The 17,696-nt window shown below is 69.3% G+C and carries 11 protein-coding genes; 6 read left to right on the forward strand and 5 right to left on the reverse strand.

Going from position 1 to position 17,696, the window contains the following annotated elements; genetic code table 11:
• Nucleotides 1-67 precede the first annotated feature (67 nt).
• On the reverse strand, nucleotides 68-532 hold the full coding sequence (locus IM660_RS02330) for an SRPBCC family protein (protein ID WP_193497834.1): 465 nt from the start codon (nucleotides 530-532) through the stop codon (nucleotides 68-70).
• Between the two features lie 104 nt (nucleotides 533-636).
• Here IM660_RS02330 and IM660_RS02335 point away from each other — a divergent pair, with 104 nt between their 5' ends.
• The 5 genes from IM660_RS02335 (at nucleotide 637) to IM660_RS02355 (ending at nucleotide 10,275) form a co-directional block, all read left to right on the forward strand.
• On the forward strand, nucleotides 637-2,214 hold the full coding sequence (locus tag IM660_RS02335; protein WP_193497835.1) for an amidohydrolase: 1,578 nt from the start codon (nucleotides 637-639) through the stop codon (nucleotides 2,212-2,214).
• Nucleotides 2,215-2,266: 52 nt separating this feature from the next.
• A complete protein-coding gene (locus IM660_RS02340; RefSeq protein ID WP_193497836.1) occupies nucleotides 2,267-2,809 on the forward strand; it encodes a DUF421 domain-containing protein in 543 nt (180 codons plus the stop codon).
• Between the two features lie 184 nt (nucleotides 2,810-2,993).
• Nucleotides 2,994-8,534 (forward strand): GH92 family glycosyl hydrolase, encoded by a 5,541-nt coding sequence (locus IM660_RS02345; RefSeq protein WP_210769061.1) that lies wholly within the window; start codon nucleotides 2,994-2,996, stop codon nucleotides 8,532-8,534.
• Nucleotides 8,535-8,603: 69 nt separating this feature from the next.
• The gene (locus IM660_RS02350) at nucleotides 8,604-9,455 is read left to right on the forward strand and encodes a hypothetical protein (protein WP_193497837.1); all 852 of its coding nucleotides are present in this window, start codon (nucleotides 8,604-8,606) and stop codon (nucleotides 9,453-9,455) included.
• Between the two features lie 139 nt (nucleotides 9,456-9,594).
• Nucleotides 9,595-10,275, forward strand: coding sequence for a hypothetical protein (locus IM660_RS02355; RefSeq protein ID WP_193497838.1), 681 nt, complete (start codon nucleotides 9,595-9,597; stop codon nucleotides 10,273-10,275).
• Between the two features lie 68 nt (nucleotides 10,276-10,343).
• Here the strand turns inward: IM660_RS02355 and IM660_RS02360 are convergent, their stop codons facing one another.
• Complete coding sequence (locus tag IM660_RS02360; RefSeq protein ID WP_193497839.1) at nucleotides 10,344-11,702, reverse strand: cryptochrome/photolyase family protein; 1,359 nt, start codon at nucleotides 11,700-11,702, stop codon at nucleotides 10,344-10,346.
• A gap of 83 nt (nucleotides 11,703-11,785) precedes the next feature.
• On the opposite strand from IM660_RS02360, the gene IM660_RS02365 reads away from it, so the two are divergent.
• On the forward strand, nucleotides 11,786-12,244 hold the full coding sequence (locus IM660_RS02365; RefSeq protein ID WP_193497840.1) for a nitroreductase family deazaflavin-dependent oxidoreductase: 459 nt from the start codon (nucleotides 11,786-11,788) through the stop codon (nucleotides 12,242-12,244).
• 72 nt (nucleotides 12,245-12,316) lie between these two features.
• Here the strand turns inward: IM660_RS02365 and IM660_RS02370 are convergent, their stop codons facing one another.
• The 3 genes from IM660_RS02370 to IM660_RS02380 form a co-directional block, all read right to left on the reverse strand.
• Nucleotides 12,317-14,002 (reverse strand): dihydroxyacetone kinase family protein, encoded by a 1,686-nt coding sequence (locus IM660_RS02370; RefSeq protein ID WP_193497841.1) that lies wholly within the window; start codon nucleotides 14,000-14,002, stop codon nucleotides 12,317-12,319.
• Nucleotides 14,003-14,210: 208 nt separating this feature from the next.
• A complete protein-coding gene (locus tag IM660_RS02375) occupies nucleotides 14,211-16,634 on the reverse strand; it encodes a glycoside hydrolase family 65 protein (RefSeq protein ID WP_193497842.1) in 2,424 nt (807 codons plus the stop codon).
• Complete coding sequence (locus IM660_RS02380) at nucleotides 16,634-17,434, reverse strand: HAD family hydrolase (RefSeq protein ID WP_193497843.1); 801 nt, start codon at nucleotides 17,432-17,434, stop codon at nucleotides 16,634-16,636. Before IM660_RS02380 ends, IM660_RS02375 begins: the two co-directional genes overlap by 1 nt.
• Nucleotides 17,435-17,696: the final 262 nt, after the last annotated feature.

The following is a 17,696-nucleotide window of genomic DNA, read 5'->3' on the forward strand; positions in this document are numbered from 1 at the left end:
AGATCTCGACATTCACCGCACCGTCGTGAACCGGGCCCGGCGAGTCGGGTGTCGTCTCAGCCGCCACTCACAGCGAACTCAGTACCTCAGGGTCGGCACACCCCGCCGCGAACCCATCGATCCGGCGGCGTAGGTCTCGCCCGAGTGCCCAGGTGCCGATCTGCTCGGCGAGCGGAGCGAGCCAGCGTGGCCGGCACCGGAAGTTGTACTTCCACACGGCTCGCGTTCCGCCGTCGACGGCTTCGAACCGCCAGCCAGCAGCGAGCATCTCGAAGAACCACGGCCCGTCCACCATCCGCATTCCCGCATTCCGCGGCGGGGCGTAGGAGACGTACTCGCTGACCATTCGCAGCCCGCTACGGTGCACGGTCAGCGTGCGCACGCCCTTGGCGGGCGCCGTGGCGCCGTCGAGGAACCGCTGACGGCGGATGAACGGGTCCCAGCGCAGTCGTACCTCTCCCGTGGTCTGGGAGACGGCGAACGCTGTCGCAGGGTCGACCTCGACGGTCACCTCCGCCTCCACCATGGGCATGGGGGCAGTCTGCCAGCCGCCGCCCCGACGTGCGCGAGGGCAGTGGGTACCTGCCCCGATTCAACCGCCAAATCAACGAGGGATTTCTGGTTTAGGGTCGCCGGGTGAGTGAACCGCCTCCGCTGTTGCTCCGGCGCGTGCGCCGCCCGGGCAGCGACGACTTGCTGGACGTGCTGATCGCCGATGGGCGGGTTGCCCGGATCGCCCCGACCGGCACCGTGGATTGCAGCATCGCCGGCACGCCCGCCGAGCCGACTGCAGCCGCACTGCCCACCGCCGAGCAGGTCGACGCTGACGGCGCTGTGCTCCTGCCCGGGCTGTGGGACTCGCACGTGCACTTCCGGCAGTGGGCACTACGGCGTGAGCGCCTCGACCTCACCCGCGCCGCCTCCGCAGCCGACGTACTACAGATCGTGCGCGCGGCCACTGACGATTCGACAACCTCGGACCCGCTCGTCGGCTACGGATTCCGCGATGCGACCTGGCCGCAGCCACCGACCCAGGAGTCGCTCGACCGGGCCGCCGGGGGCCGGCCCGTGGTGTTGATCGCCTGGGATCTGCACTGTGCCTGGCTGTCCACCCCGGCCGCCCGGTGGCTCGGCGTGCACCCCGACCCCGACGGCGTGGTCCGCGAGGCCGAGTGGTTCGCCACCTCCCGCAGTCTCGACTCACAGACTGAGAACCTGGAGCGAACCGATGCCGGCCCACTGCGCCGCGCCGCCGACGCTGCCGCAGCGCGAGGCGTCGTCGGCATCGTCGATCTGGAGATGGCCGACAACCTCGCCACCTGGCCGGGCCGGATCGCGGCCGGCGTGCGCTCGCTCCGGGTCCGCGCCGGCTTCTACCCTGACCGTCTCGACGATGTCATCGACGCCGGCCTGCGCACGGGTGAGATTCTCCCCGGCACCGACGGCCTGGTCACCGTCGGACCGCTGAAGATCATCGCCGACGGCTCGCTCAACACCAGGACGGCGTACTGCCGGCACCCGTACGCCGGTCACCTGGCCGAACCGCACCTCGCCGGGGACGTTCCGGGCGAGCACGGCCACCTCGAGTACGACGTCGACGCCCTGGTCGGTCTCATCTCCCGCGCCCGCCGGGCAGGTCTGGGTACTGCCGTGCACGCCATCGGCGACGCAGCCGTGACGGCAGCCCTGGACGCCTACGCGAACGCACGCTCCGCCGTCGGGAATCCCGGCCTGCCGGCCACGATCGAGCACGCCCAGCTCGTGCACCCCACAGACCTACCCCGGTTCGCCCAGCTGGGGGTCGCCGCCAGTGTGCAGCCCGAGCATGCGATGGACGATCGCGACATCGCCGAGGAGTACTGGCCCGACCAGACCGGGCGAGCATTCGCGCTGCGCTCGCTGCTGGACGCCGGGGCCGGGCTGCGACTGGGTTCCGACGCGCCGGTGGCGCCGCTGGACCCGTGGGCTGCGATCGCCGCCGCAGTCACACGCGGCCGGGACGGTCGCGCCCCGTGGCACCCGGAGCAGCGGATCAGCGCCCGGGAGGCGCTGAGCGCGTCAACGGGGCGCTCCGGACTCGACCTGCGGGCGGGCGATCCCGCAGACCTGGTGCTCGTGGCCGAGGATCCGCTGCGTACCGACCCGGACGCGCTGCGCGGTACGGACGTCCTCGCCACCCTGCTTGGCGGGCGGTGGACGCACCGCGCACTGTGAGTCGCTCCTCGCTACTGTCGACGGCGAGCCGAACCGCGCGAGAAAGGGCACCATGGACGAGCTGCTGCTGATCACACCGACCGAAGCGCTGGCCGTCGTGGCGGGGACGGTGGGGATGTACGTCGCGATGGTCGTCCTGGTCAAGGTGCTCGGACAGCGCATGCTCGCCACGATGTCCAGCTATGACCTTGCTGCCGTGGTCGCCTTCGGTGCGATCATCGGCCGGGCCAGTCTGGGTGAGGTGCCCCGGCTGGCAGCGGGTGTGCTCGCGCTGGCCACCCTGATCCTGCTGCAGGCGATCGCAGGCATGATCCGGGTGACCCGCTCGGGCAACCACGCCGTCGCCGTTCCACCGGTGGTCCTGATGGCCGGCTCGACGGTGATCGAGGAGAACATGAAGCGCTGCCACGTGGTCCAGCACGAGCTGGCCTCCCGGCTGCGCCAGGCGGGTATCCGGCACCGCGGTGAGGTGGCGGCGGTCGTCTTCGAGCCGTCTGGTGCGATCAGCGTGCTGCGCCGTGGGGACGGGATCGAGCCCCAGCTGCTGGAGGGGGTACGAGGGGCCGATCTGGTGCCGCGGGAGCTGCTGCGCTGACCGGCCCTGACAGGGGTCGTGCCAGTCGTCAACACGATTTTGTTTCTCGGCGGCACAGAATTCTTCGGTAGGTCATGTGGCGTTCACGATCGGCTGGTCGGATGTACAACGTCCCGTTTCGACCCTGGGGCCGACGCGCGCCTGAAGCGGTGCAGGCGTCGGCTGGTTGGAGAGCAACGCCTTCATGTCCTCAGTTTCCCTGCGCACGCCTCGTCGTGGCGCTCGTGCCCTCGCTTCCGCGGTAGCAGCCGCGTTGCTTGCGGGTCTCGGCTCGGGCGCCGTCGCAGCCCCGGCCTCGGCTGCCGGTCTTGCGCCCTTCGACGCGGTCGACCCGTTCATCGGCACCCAGCTCGACCTCAGCGAGAACAAGAGCAACGACGCCTACGGCAACACCTTCCCCAGCGGCGCACTCCCGTTCGGGATGGTCCAGCCCAGCCCGACGACGTACAACACCGACCCCGACGCTCACCACCTGGTGCGTGAGAAGGGCGGGTACGAGTACACCGCGGACCAGATCCGTGGCTTCGGGATGACCCGGTACTCCGGCACCGGCTGCCACGAACGCTTCGGCGGGTACGAGTTCCCGACCACGCCGTACGTGGGCGGGCTGGAGGAGGGTGTGCTCCCGGTGAGCCCGGCAGTCGACCACCGCAGCTACTACCTTGACTTCAGCCACGAGAACGAGGTGGCTGAGCCCGGTTACTACTCGGTCGAGACCGACAATGGTGTGCAGACTGAACTGACCGCCACGACGCGCACCGCCGTCAGCCGGTTCGCCTTTCCCGAAGGCAGTGACAGTGCCACCGTGCTCGTGGACGCCTCGGGTGCGAACAACCGGATCCACGACGTCGCACTGGAGATCGACCCGGAGAACCAGACCGTCAGCGGATGGACCTACGGTGCCGACGTCTGCGACGACGGCACCCACTACCGCGCGTACTTTTCCACCACCTACGACCAGCCGTTCGAGTCCTGGGGTACCTGGGACGGTGCGACGATGACGGCGGAGGGCACCGGGGCAGAACGCGTCACCGGGGACGAGGGGATGGACCTGCGGCACCAGGTCGGCGGCTGGATCACCTTCGCTGACGGCGCCGATGTCACCGCCCGTACTGGCTTCAGCTACGTGAGCGTCGAGAACGCCGCACTGAACCGGCAGACCGAGGCGGCCGACCTCTCCTTCGACCAGGCGAGGGCTCAGGCGCAGGACGCTTGGGAGAGCGCGCTCGGTGTGGTCGACGTCGACGGCGGCAGTGACGAGCAGCGGATCCAGCTGTACACGGCGCTCTACCATTCACTCCTGCACCCGAACGTGCACCAGGACGTCAACGGCGAGTATCGCGGCAAGGACGGCGAGATCCACACTGTCGAGGCAGGGCAGAACCACTACAAGATCTTCGCCGGTGGCGGCTGGGACATGGTGCGAAGTCACGCCCAGCTGCTCGCGATGCTCTTCCCCGAGGTCGCTGACGACATCACCCAGACGATCGTCGAGCAGGTCCAGCAGCGCGGTGCGTGGGACGCGTTCCGCGGCGTGGACAGTTACCAGAACCTCATCGCCACCTTGGATGCGTTCGGTGCCACCGACTACGACCGCCAGTGGGTGCTCGACTCCATCGCATCCTCGCAGGGCTTGCCCTCGAACGATTCCGGCCGGTTCCAGGCCTTCCAGTACTTCGCCACCGGCATGATCGAGAACGGCAAGGGTGGCGACGCTACCTCGCGCATCCTGGACCACGCAGTCACCGACTTCTCCGTGGCCCAGTTGGCGGCCCGGTTGGGCGAGGAGGACGTTCACGACACGTTCATGGCGCGGGCGCAGAACTGGCGGATGGTGTTCGACCCCGAGACGCAGGAGATCCGCCCGCGCTCACGCAACAGCTTCGACCGCGGCTTTAACCTGGCCGAACGCGGCAACCAGTTCCACCAGTCCACCGGCTACCAATGGAACTGGCACGTGCAGCACAACCTCGGGTCTCTGATCGAGATGCGCGGCGGCGCACAGGCATCCGAAGCCGTGCTCGACCGTTTGATGGCCGATCTCGACGCCGGCGCCTATGACCAGACCGGCAACTACCTGTCGAACCAGCCCGCGCTGAGCACGCCGTGGGTCTACCACTGGCTCGGTAAGCCCCACGAGACCACTGACGTGCTGTACCGGGCCATCGACGAGATGTACGGCACTGACCCGGCCGGTCTGCCCGGCAACGACGACCAGGGATCGCTCAGCTCCTGGGTGGTGTTCGCTCACCTCGGCCTCTACCCGGCCATCTACGGCACGGCGAATCTCTTGGTGAGCGCGCCCATGTTCGATGCCATCACGATCTCCAGCGCCGGTTCGGAGCGCGTGTACCAGATCGAGGCGCCCGGCGTCTCCGACGGTGCCCGCTACACCACTGGCCTGAGCGTCAACGGCACACCTCAGACTGCCTCGTGGGTGGGGGAGGGCGTTGCACGTGACGGCGGAACGCTGACCTTCGAGATGTCCGCCACCCCGGGGGCTTGGGGTACTGGCGAGAACGACGTGCCGCCGTCGTACACGGACGGGATGAACGCACGCAACAACGTCGGCACGGTGCCGCACGGCACGGCCAACATGGGCTCGATGGACCTCAGCGACTGGGCGTTCTCGCGTGAGGGCTTGGCGGCCGTGGGCGCCGAACAGGGCGCCCAGCTGCCGCACCCCGACCACGAGAGCCTCGTCTTCACCTGGCCCGCCACTGAACCCGGTGAGCCTGACAACTGGATTCCGCACGGCCAGAGGATCGAGGTCGAACCGCAGCAGGCGGCGACGATCTCCTTCCTGGGCCTGGCCACCAACGGTCCGTCCGAGGCAGCCGCGACCGTCATCTATACCGACGGATCCACTCAGGACGTGCCGGTCTTCCTCACCGACTGGGCGCAGAGCCCTGGCGGGGGCAACAGTGTCGTCGTCGAAGTGGGCAACCGGGTCAATCGCAACGGTGGTCAGGGCGGTGGTACGTTCCGCGTGTTCGGAACGCGGCCGGCCGCGCTGGATCCGGACAAGACCGTCGAGGCTGTCACGCTTCCGGGCGCCGACCACGGCGGCTTGATGCACGTCTTCGATGTGGCTCTCTCACCCGAGAGCTGGACGGACCCGAACGCTCCTCTCGGGGACCCGGAACGGATCGTGCTCAACCCCAGCGAGGACCCCTCGAGTTCGCAGTACGTCACCTGGCGCTCACGCAGCCAGGGCCCGCTCACGGGGTCGGTCGAGGTGCGACCGGCTGCGGGTGGCGAAACTGTGACCGTCGCCGCTGAGCAGAAGCCCGAGCGGTCCGTGGGCGGTTACCCGTCCCGCAGTCACAGTGCCCTGCTCAACGGTCTGGAGCCAGGGACGACGTACGAGTACCGGGTGGCCTCCGGCGACCGCTGGAGCGAGTGGTTCAGCTTCACCACCGCGGCCGACTCGTTCGAGCCCTACACGTTCCTCTACTTCGGAGACGCGCAGAACGGGATCCCAACGATCTTCCCGCGTGCCATCGACGCGGCCGTGGCCGACCACCCCGACGCGGAGCTCGGGCTCTACGCCGGCGATCTGATCGACCATGCGCCGAACGACCAGCAGTGGACCGACTGGTTTGACGCCACTGAGCCGCTGCGCACGGACCGGCAGGTGCTGACCACACTCGGCAACCACGAGATCGGTGGCCAGCCGTTCATCGAGGCGTTCACCGACAGCTTCGAGTTCGCCTCGAACGGTCCGGTCCCGGCTGATGCGCGTGAGTACGCCGCCACCCACGGCGAGCACCTCGCACAGGTACTGCAGGACACGGCGTACGTCACGGACTATCAGGGTGTCCGCTTCGTGACCCTCAACGCCAACCACGACGACATCTGCCCTATCTCTCGCCCCCCGGGCCAGCCGGACGACTGTGAGGTGAACCGCCATGCCTGGTTCACGGCGCAGGCGCACTGGCTCGAGCGCGTGCTGCAGGAGAACCCGCACCAGTGGTCGGTGGTTCTGGCCCATCAGCCGGTCTTCTCGGTCGGAGTCTCCAGCGGTGGTCTGCGCAACGAGGTCATGTACCGCGAGCACATCCTCCCCGTGCTCGAGCGCAACGACGTGGACCTGGTGCTGCAGGGCCATGACCACACCTACGGGCGGGGCGTGCACAACTCCTCGACCACCGATATCGACGGTGTCAACGCCGGGCCGGTCTACGTGGTCGCGAATGCCGGGGAGAAGATGTACGACCTCCCCTCGGATGAGGACAACCGCTGGACGCAGAACCATGCGGACCTGCAGGTGCGGGTGCAGGACGTAGCGACCTACCAGTCGATCCGGGTGGAGGAGAACACACTCACGTTCGAGTCGATCGCGACCTGGGTGGCGCCGCGCGGCGCCGGTGGGCCGGTCGCTGCCGGAGACGTCGTGGACGCCTTCACGGTGACCCGCTATGACGACGGCACCAAGTGGGTGACCGACGCCGGAGTTGATGCCCCGGGCGAGGACGAGCCGGCGCAGAACTTGCCGTTGCCCACGCCCGAGGAATTCGATGCCGACACCTACGGAGAGGTCTCCTGGGAGGACGACTTCTCCGAGGACCGGATCGAGGAGTACACGGTCTACGCTGCCGGCTCGGAGCCGGCAGCCGAGGTCGCGGTCGACAGCGAGTCGGGTCTGCTTACCATGTCTGCGGACGACCGCGCATGGACGCAGCTCGCTCTGCCGGTGGATGCCGCCGAGCAGTTCGCCCTCGTGGTCGAGCCGGAGGCATTCCTCGACTCCGATGTGGCCGAGGACAGCCTCTTCCTGGGCATGACTGCCGGCCCGGACGAGCGCGTGCACTCCTGGTACAACCACAGCCGGGGCGAGCACGGGATCGATGTGCGGCTCGGTGGCGGTAACGATGGGCTCGCGGCCGGACCCGGCCGTCCCTATCCACTCACGTGGGCGCCCGGTGACCGGTTCGCCATCCGGGTTGATCACGGCGAGCTGACGGTCTGGCTGGAGCAGGAGGGTGAGTGGGAGCTGATCCGGCGCGGTCTGCTGGACCTCACGATCGACGCCGAGGCCTATGCCGACTGGGCTCCGTCCGTGGCGGTCCGCCAGGATGGTGGCGAGTTGAGTCTGGATCGGATCACGCTGCTGCTGCCATCGGACGACCCGGATCCAACTGACCCGGATCCGACTGACCCGGATCCGACTGACCCGACGGACCCGGACCCCACTGACCCCACTGACCCGGATCCGACTGACCCGACGGACCCGGACCCCACTGACCCCACTGACCCGGGCGAGCAGCCGGGCACTGAGCCGTCCGAGTCCGATCTGGTGGACGAGCTCCGCGACACCATCGAGGTGCCCGCCACGATCGTCCGCGGTGGCGATGTGACAGTCGGTCTCGCGCAGGGGGTCGCCGGCGACGTGACCGGCTACCTCTTCTCCGACCCGGTAGCGCTGGGGACGCGGACCGTCGAGGACGCCTCGGTCAGCTTCGCGGTGCCCTCCGACGCCACGCTGGGCGAGCACCGTCTGGCCGTTTACGACGCGGACGGCGCTCTCATCGGCTGGTCGCAGACCAGGGTGATCGACGCCGTCGGAGATCAGGGTCCGGGACAGGACGAGGGCCCCGGACTTGACCTTCCCTCCACCGGCGCCAGCATCGTGGGCGCTCTGGGACTGGCGCTGCTGCTGCTGATGATCGGAGCGCTGCTGGTGCTCCGCCGTCGACGGCTCCTGACGACCTCGCAGGGTTGAGCGACGCGGCCGGCTGCCGCATGCGGAACTCACCGCGCGCGGCAGCCGGACTGTCCTAGGCTCTCCGGTATGCACCAGGGGTTCAGGCTCGTGGCCGCCGGAGCTGCGATAGCGATGGGGACGGCGATGGTCGTCGCGTGCTCGGTGATCGGGATCGAGCAGCAGGAACCGATCACGTGTGAGGGGGAGTCGCCTCCCGCGACGGCACCTGGCGAGTCGTTCCCGTTGCTCACCATCGCGCAGGGGGAAAGCCCCTGGGCCCTGGTGACGGTCGTCTACGCCGACGGAGTGGTAGTCCAGGCCGAGAACGGTTCCAGTGCGGTGGAGCCGGTGACTGAGAGTGCCGGCGAGAGGACAGACGACAGTGCCGATAGCCCTGGCCGGGTCAGACCGGATGATGCGGCTGGGCCCTGGCGGACCGGCTACCTGCTCCCGTGCGCGGTCTCCGAACTGCGGGAGGTGGCCGAGCGGGCGCTCTACGGCGGCCCCGAGTTCGGCCGCATCGATCGCCCGGACCTGGACTGGACCTACCTGCGCTACGACAACGGGGTCTCCACCGCTTCGGCCGAGGTGCACGGGCACGGGACCGGCTTCTCCGACGGTCTGAGCTGGTCCGAGCGTCGCGCCCGCGACGCGCTGCGGGAGGTCAGCGACCTGCTTCGCGTCAACATCGTCTCCACCGGCGAAGCCGTGCCTATCGCTGCCGTCCAGCTGGACGGTGAACTTCCCGACGGCGCAGCCCTCCCCTCCACGTGGCCTGGGCCACCTGCTGCCGAGGTGCTCGGGGAGGCCGGGTGCGGGGTGCTGCCCGAGGACGTCGCCGAGGAGGCGATCCGGTACGGGGTCGAGCAGGGCCTGGGCGACGCGGGAGCCGCACTGAACCTGCGGGCGCTGCCCCCTGGTGTGGCCGGCTGCGAGTGATCGTCCGCGGACGACGTCCGGGCAACTGAGGGTACGTGAGCAGGCACACACGGGCACCGCTGCCCATTCCCGCCGTACCGCGCCGCGCCTAGCGTCGACGATGTGAGCCGGGGAGGTCCCGGTACGAGGGAGAACACCGTTGAAGAACGTCACCACGATCCGGGTCCGTCACGCTGCTGTCGCAGCCGGAATGGGGCTGCTGCTGGCACTGACCGCGTGCAGCGAGCCGGCGAACGAGGACGCTGCGGCCACCGGTTCCGAGGAGAGCGGTGCCGAAGCAGCCGCCGACGACGGCGAGGACACGGCGACCGAGGAGAGCGGCGAAGCAGAGGACGAAGGGGCTGAAGACGAGGGCGCTGAGGACAGCGACGAGCAGGAGCAGCCCAGTGGCGATGTCGTGGCCCCCGCCGCGGACTTCGACCCGTGCACTGTGGTCTCCGCCGAGCAGGCCGGCGATGCTGTCGGGTTCGCCGTCGGGGACGGGGAGTCGGACGAGCTGATGGGATCGCAGACCTGCACGTTCACCTCCAGCGAGGGCCTCGCCGCGAGCGTGCTCGTGCAGTGGATCCCTGTCGAGGATGACTTCGACACCACGGTCGCCTCGGCGACGAGCGCCTACGACGACGTCAGCGAACCGGAAGACGTGGTGGTGGCCGGAACTGCCCGCACGGTCGCACTGACCGGGGAGACCATGGGCATGCCCGCAGCCGTGGTCCTCTCGCAGGTCGAGGGCGGCTTCTTCCAGGTGGTGGTGATCGGTGAGGACGGCCAGACCGATCAGGCCGTGGCCCTCACCGAACTCACCGTGAGCCAGGTCTGAGACATCGTGACGGCGCCGGTGGGGGAGGTGCTCGCGTCAGCGGACGCCAGCATCTCCCCCCACCGCGCTCATGACCGCTTCACCAGCTCGTAGGCATCGAGTGCAGTGCGCCGGCTCTCGGCCAGATCTACGATGGGCTCGGGATAGTCGTCCGACTCTGCCTCCGGCACCCAACGCCGCACGTACTGCCCGCCCGGGTCGAACTTCTGCGCTTGGGTGAGCGGGTTGAAGATGCGGAAGTACGGTGCGGCATCCGCCCCGGAACCTGCGACCCACTGCCAGTTGCCCGGATTGTTCGCCTCGTCGGCGTCGACGAGCGTGTCCCAGAACCACTGTTCCCCGACACGCCAATCCACCAGCAGGTTCTTCACCAGGAACGATGCGGTCACCATCCGCACGCGGTTGTGCATGGAACCGGTGTGCCACAGTTCGCGCATACCCGCGTCGACCAGCGGGATCCCCGTCTGGCCGTAGCGCCACCGGTCCAGCTCCTCCTCGGGTGCCTCGCCCCAGGGGAAGGCGTCGAACTGGCGCCGGATGTTGACCTGGGCCAGGTCCTCGGCGTGGAAGGCGACGTGATGGTGGAACTCGCGCCAGCCCACCTCGCTGAGGAACTTTCCCTGATTCTGCCGTGCGCCGTCGGGAAGGTCCTGGTGCAGACGGTGCCAGATCTGGAACGGGCTGATCTCCCCGAACGCCAGCGAGGGTGAGAGCCGGGAAGTGCCCTCAACTGCTGGTTCATCGCGTCGGTGGTACTCGGCCAGCGCGCCGGTGGCGAACTCCTCCAGCCGGCGGGCGGCGTCCACCTCGCCCGGCTCCCAGGTCTCGCGGAGCCCTCCCGCCCAGTCCGGCCGCGTCGGCAGGAGGCCCCAGTCCGCGAGTTGGTCCGTGGCGGGCCGGATGGACGGTGCGGGAATATCCGCTGGTTCCGGCAGGGGAACCCGCGGCTCGGGTCCTGCCAGGAACGCCTTCCAGAATGGGGTGAATACCTGGTACGGCCTTCCCTCGCCGGTACGGATCGTCCACGGTTCGCTGAGCAGATTGGCGGCGAAGCTCTCGACCTCCACGCCGCCGGCGCGCAGCCCCTCCTTCAGCTCGGCGTCGGCGTGGCGCCCGTGGCCGTACCGCCGGTTCCAGAACACCCGGGTGGCTCCGGCCGCGCCGACGACGTCTCGCACCTGCTCAGGTCCGTTCCCCCGCCGTAGCACCAGCGTCCCGCCACGGTCCGCCAGCCGGGCCGCGAGCTGGGTCAGGCTGTGGTGCAACCACCAACGGGAGGCTCCGCCCAGTGGCCGGACCCCCGGCGTATCGTCCTCCAGCACGTAGACCGCGATCACAGGTGCTTCGCGCTCGGCGGCGGCGAGAAGCGCCGGGTTGTCGGCCAGTCGGAGGTCGCGGCGCAGCCAGACCACGGTGGAGGAGTCCATGCGGAACCTTCCGCTCGGGGCGCGCCGATCTGCGGGTGGCGCGGATACGGAATCACCCTAAACACATATGCGTTGTGGCGAGCATGAGACTTCACGGAGAGTACGAGCCCAGCACCACCGCGTGGGTGCGCGAGCAGGTCGAGGCCTACGAGACCAGCGGAGGGCAGGAGGCGAATACCCTGAGAGGGCGAGCGGAGTGGCCGATCGTGGTGGTCACCTCTCGTGGGGCCAGATCCGGGAAACTCCGCAAGAACCCTGTGATGCGGGTGGAGTCCGGCGGCGTCTATGCCGCGGTCGCCTCCAAGGGCGGTGCTCCCGAGCACCCGGTCTGGTACTACAACTTCCTCGCCGACCCGGTGGTCGAGGTTCAGGACGGTGCCGAGCCGCGGTTGTACCGCGCACGGCTCGCCGAAGGCGCCGAGCGCGAGGAGTGGTGGGAGCGGTCGGTGGCTCTCTACGCCCCGTACGCGGAGTACCAGGAGAAGACGGACCGGCTGATCCCGGTGTTCCTGCTGGAGCCGGTCGACGAGCAGGAGCGCTGAGGCGGGAGCGACACGGCTACGTCGGTCTGCCGCAGTGGAGTGCCGCAGACCGACGTGTCCGTGTCGCTCCGGTCAGCGAGCGGCGGTGCGCATCACCAGGGCGAGGGAGATCGCTCCGGGGTCGGGGTGCCCGATGCTCCGCTCGGCCAGCGGCCGGGCGCGCCCGATGCGCGGGGTGAGGTCCGCCGTCGCGTCCGCTTCCGTGGTGGCGACCTGGGCGGCGGCAGCCCACGCCTGCGCCAGCTCGCTCTCGTCCTGCTCGAGCGCCTCGGTGAACGGGATCAGCGCGTCGAGGAGGGTCTTGTCGCCTCGCTCTGCCTTGCCGTAGGAGAGGATGTGCTCCAGCGCCGCCCGAACCGCTGTGCGCACCTGGGCTCCGGTGACGGCGGAGTCGTCCGCGAGTGCGCCTGCTGCGGCCCGTAGCCCCGCACCCCACAGGGCGCCGGAGGTGCCGCCGGCGCGATCCCCCCAGGCATCCCCGGCGGCCGCCAGGGCGGATGCGGCCCCAGCCCCGGCCTCGACGGCTTCGGTGAGGGCTTTCAGGGCTGCGTCGGCGCCGTTCGTCATGCCGCGCCCGTGGTCGCCGTCGCCGGCGATTGAGTCCAGCTTGCCCAGTTCGGTCTCGTGCTCGTGCAGGGCAGCCGCCACGCGCTGGCCGATCGCGAGCAGTGCCCGCGCGCTCGCCTGGGACTCGGTAGTGGCCTCCGGGTAGGTGACGGCGGTGGCATCCTCGATCGCGGCAGGGTCGCGGCGGGTGGTGGTGATGGCGCTGCCACGCCGGAATGCGGGCGTCTGGGCGGGAGCCACCCAGAGCCTCTCCAGCTCCTCGTCCAGCCAGAACAGGGTGAGCGAGACCCCGGCCATGTCCAGGCTGGTGATGAGCTCACCGACCTCGGGTGCCACGATCTCCACGCCCGCGTCCTCCAGGAGCGGGGCGATGTCGTTCCACAGCACGAACATCTCTTCGTACTTGGTCCCCCCGAGGCCGTTCACGAGCACGGCAGCCCGGCGTGCGCCGTCGGGACGTTCGGTCAGGACCTTCTCCACGAGCATGCGGGCCAGGTCCGCTGCAGGCAGCACGTCCTCCTCGGCGATACCCGGCTCGCCGTGGACACCCATGCCGACGCCCATCCGTCCCTTCGGCACCGTGAACAACGGGTCCGGATCGCCCGGAAGAGTGCAGCCCGCGAAGGCGACCGCGAACGAGTAGGTGGCATCGTTCGCGCGCTGAGCCACCTCCACCACGCCGTCCAGGTCGTAGCCGGCCTCGGCAGCGGCTCCGGCGATCTTGAAGACCACCAGATCTCCGGTGGTACCGCGGCGCTTGTGCCGCTCCTCGGCGCTCGCGGACGTGATGTCGTCAGCCACCACTACGGTGCGGGTGGGGATGCCCTCGGCGTTCAGGCGCTCCTGGGCGAGGTTGAAGTTCAGCACGTCCCCGGCGTAGTTGCCGTAGGAGAGGAACACCCCGCCTCCGCGCTGGGCGGCCTTGGCCACAGCGTGCACCTGCTGAGCGGACGGGGAGGCGAAGACGTTGCCCACGACGGCGCCGTCGGCCATGCCAGGACCCACCCAGCCGGCGAAGGCCGGGTAGTGGCCGCTGCCGCCGCCGATGACGACGGCGACCTTGCCCTCGGGTGTCTCGGTCGCGCGCACGCACCCACCGGTGACGGGTTGCACGGTGTCGGCGTGCAACCGGCAGAAGCCGGAGAGCATCTCCTGGGCGAACTGGGTGGGATCGTTGAACACCGTTGTCATCGCAGACTCCTCGAGGTCGCGCCAGCTTCGATCGGGCGACGTCTGGGGTCGGGCGACGGCGCCACGTTCAGTCGTTCGTGTGAACGCTCTCAATCCTGCCGTGTTCGTGCTCGTGTTGTCATCGGTGTGCTCATCGTGAGACGCCGGCCAGCGCGCACCCGCTGGCTGACGCGCCACCCGCCGAGCGACTGCGTCGTCGGTGTGGCCCCTACCGCTGCGGGACGCGCCGGGTCGGTGCGCGGCGGGCCGGGTGCGTCACCGGCAGCACACCCGTGGGGGCGGGGATCGCGAGGCGGACTGGCTCCTCTCCGGCCAGTTCGACTGGCGTGCCGTGGTGCGAGGTGCTGAGCGACTCTCCTTCGACCAGCCGGTAGGTCGCGGTGTCGGTGCCGTCCTCGCGGCGAACGTCCACCTCGACCACCGCACCGTTCCACCGGATGCGGAAACGCAGGCGGGTCAGCTCCTTCGGCAGCCGGGGCGCGAAGGTCACCTGCCCGCCGTGATCGCGCATACCGCCGAACCCGGAGACAGCGACCTGCCACGATCCACCCATGGAGGCAATGTGCAGGCCGTCGTCGACGTTGCCGTGCAGATCGCCTAGGTCCACCAGCGCCACTTCGGCCCAGTAGTCGTAGGCGAGTTCCAGGTGGCCGGTCTCGGCTGCCAGCACTGCTTGTGTGGCTGCAGACAGCGAGGAGTCCCGGACGGTCCGGGCCTCGTAGTAGGCAAAGTTCCGTGCCTTCTGCTCGGGAGTGAACAGGTCCCCCCGCAGTTGCATCGCCAGCACGAGGTCGGCCTGCTTGATCACCTGCTTGCGGTAGATCTGGAAGTAGGGGAAGTTCAGCAGCAGCGGGTAGAAGTCATCCGATGTGCCCTCGAAGTCCCACTCGTCCCTTCGGGTGAATCCCTCCGACTGGGCGTGAACCTGCAACTCCTCGTCGTAGGGGATCGCCATGGCAGCAGCAGCCCGGCGCCACCCGGCCACTTCCTCCTCCGTCACCCCGAGCGCGGCGGCGCTCTCCGGGTTGCGCTCGCACGCGGCAGCGGCAGCGGTGAAGTTCGCCTGGGCCATGACATTCGTGTACAGGTTGTCGTCCACGATCGCCGTGTACTCGTCCGGCCCGGTGACCCCATCGATGTGGAACGACCCGTCGGTGTTGAAGTGCCCCAAGGACATCCACAACCGGGCGGTCTCGGTGAGCAGCTCCGTCCCAGGCCCGCGGTCGAACTCGCCGTCGCCCGTCGCGGCCACGTACCGGGCGGTCGCGTCCGCCACCGCGGAGTTGACGTGGAAGGCCGCCGTTCCCGCCGGCCAGTAGCCCGAGCACTCCTTCCCGGTGATCGTGCGCCACGGGAATGCCGCCCCGTGTAGCCCCAGTTCGGTCGCCCGCTCGCGTGCTTGTGGCAGGGTGTCGCGCCGCCACGTGAGGTGGTCGCGGGCCGCCTGCGGCTTGGTGTAGGTCAGCATCGGGAGCGCGAAGAGGTCGGCGTCCCAGAAGGTGTGCCCGTCGTACCCGATGCCGCTGAGTCCCTTGGCGCCCAGACCCTGACCCTCGGCACGGGCCGAGCACTGCAGCACGTGGAACATCGAGATCCGTACTGCCTGCTGCAGCCCGGGATCGCCGTCGATCTCCACGTCGGCGTGCTCCCAGAAGTCGTCGAGGTACGCGCGCTGCTTCGCGGCGAGCTCGTCCCAGCCGATGAGCTTTCCGACGGCCAGCGCTGCCTCCACCTGGTCACGCAGGGCGGGACCGGACCGGCGGTGTGACCAGCCGTACGCCAGATACTTGACCATCCGCAGCTTCGACCCCTTGGGCAGCTGCGCCGTCACCGTGTATCGGGCGAGGTCCTTGTCCGCCTCGATCGTGGTCCGCGCGCCCTGGGGCACTTCCAGCACGTGGTCCATCCCGACCGCCATCCGCAACTTGCTGCGCCGGGTCCGGTGCACCAGCACCGCCTGCTGGTCGCGTGCCGCGGATGCCTCTGATTTGAGCGGACGCTCGAGTACGGCCGCGTCCCGCGGGTCCGAGGAAGGGGCCGCGTTCTGCTCGTTGGCGAGCAGGTCGGAGTACAGAGCGACGTAGACGTTGTCGTCCAGTGCTTCGACCTCATAGTGGATCGCGGCGAGTGACCGGTGGGCGAAGGAGACCAGCCGGCGGGAGGTGACCCGCACCGACTGCCCGTTCGGTGATGTCCACTCGGTTGAGCGGTCGAGGGTGCCGGTGCGCAGATCCAGGGCGCGTTCGTGGGAATGGGTGGTCCCATACCGCAGATCGAAGGGGGAGTCGCCGACGAACAACCGGATGAGCTTGCCGTCGGTGACGTTCACGACCGTCTCACCGGACTCGGGGAACCCGTAGCCGGACTCGGCGTGCGGCAGAGGACGCTCTTCGTAGAAGCCGTTGATGTATGTCCCGGGCACTGCCCGCGGTTCGCCTTCTTCCAGGGTGCCGCGCATGCCGAAGTGCCCGTTCGAGAGGGTGAAGAGCGTTTCGCTCGCCGCGATCTCGTCCGGCATGAGACCGGAGCGTGTCAGCTTCCAAGGGTGGATGGCGTAGCCGTGCCGGGTAGTGGCGTAGGTGGTCGAGTCGCCGCTCTCACTGGTGGTGTGCTGACCGTGTCCGTTGGTCATCAGGACTCCTCGTTGGTCGATGTCTGGGGATGGCTGGGTGTCTGCTCGAGCGAGGAGCCGTTCGGGAGGAGCTCGCCGAGGTCGGCCACCACGACGTCGGCGCCAGCCTCGGCCAGTGCGTGGGCGTGACCGAGGCGATCCACGCCGATCACGTAGCCGAAGTCGCCGGCGCGCCCGGCCTGGACCCCGGCGATCGCATCCTCGATCACGACCGCCTCACTCGGGGCCACCCCGAGTGCTTCGGCTCCGGCGAGGAAGGTGTCGGGCGCAGGCTTGCCCGGCAGGGAGCGATCCGCGGCGATCACGCCGTCGATGCGCGCGTCGAAGAGGTCGATCAGCCCGGCGGCCGTGAGCACGGCTACTGCGTTGGCGGACGCGGTCACCACTGCCGCGGGAATCCCCGCCTCGCGAACGGATTCCAGGTAGGACACCGAGCCGGGGAAAGTCTCCACGCCGCGCTCGTCGAGGATGCGGCGCACATCGGCGTCCTTGCGGTTGCCGATCCCGCAGACCGTCTCAGCTTCCGGCGGGTCCTGCGGCGTTCCCTCCTCGGGGTGGATGTCACGCGAGGCGAGGAAGGTGCGCACGCCGTCGTACCGCCGTCGGCCATCGACGTGGGCGGCGTAGTCCGCCTCGGTGAACTCCGGCAGGCCACGCTCGGCCAGGATGGCGTCGAACGTCTCCTTCCAGGCAGCGAAGTGCAGCGTCGCGGTGCGCGTTAGCACGCCGTCGAGGTCGAACAGGCACGCACGCACGTGGGCAGGCAGACCGAGAGCGGCGAGAGTCTGGGGGGAGGGCATGACGAGCACGCTAGTGCCGACGGGTGGGTGCATGTCGAGCCCTGGGCCGGGTTTCGTCGATCGTTGCTCTCCTGCAACATCGCCGCCACGCAGCCCGCGGCCGCCGAGGAGCCCGGCTGCGACGATTTGCCACCACGTCGCCGAGCCCGCACGCCCCGCTCCACGGGCCGAAAGATTGACCCTTTGACCGCTCACGGGTCGATTTTTCGGCCCGCGGAGCGGGTCGACCCTGAATGTCGGGCCCGTGGGCCAACGGCCCAGG

The sequence above is a fragment of the Ruania alkalisoli genome, from assembly GCF_014960965.1.
Taxonomy (GTDB): Bacteria; Actinomycetota; Actinomycetes; order Actinomycetales; family Beutenbergiaceae; genus Ruania; species Ruania alkalisoli.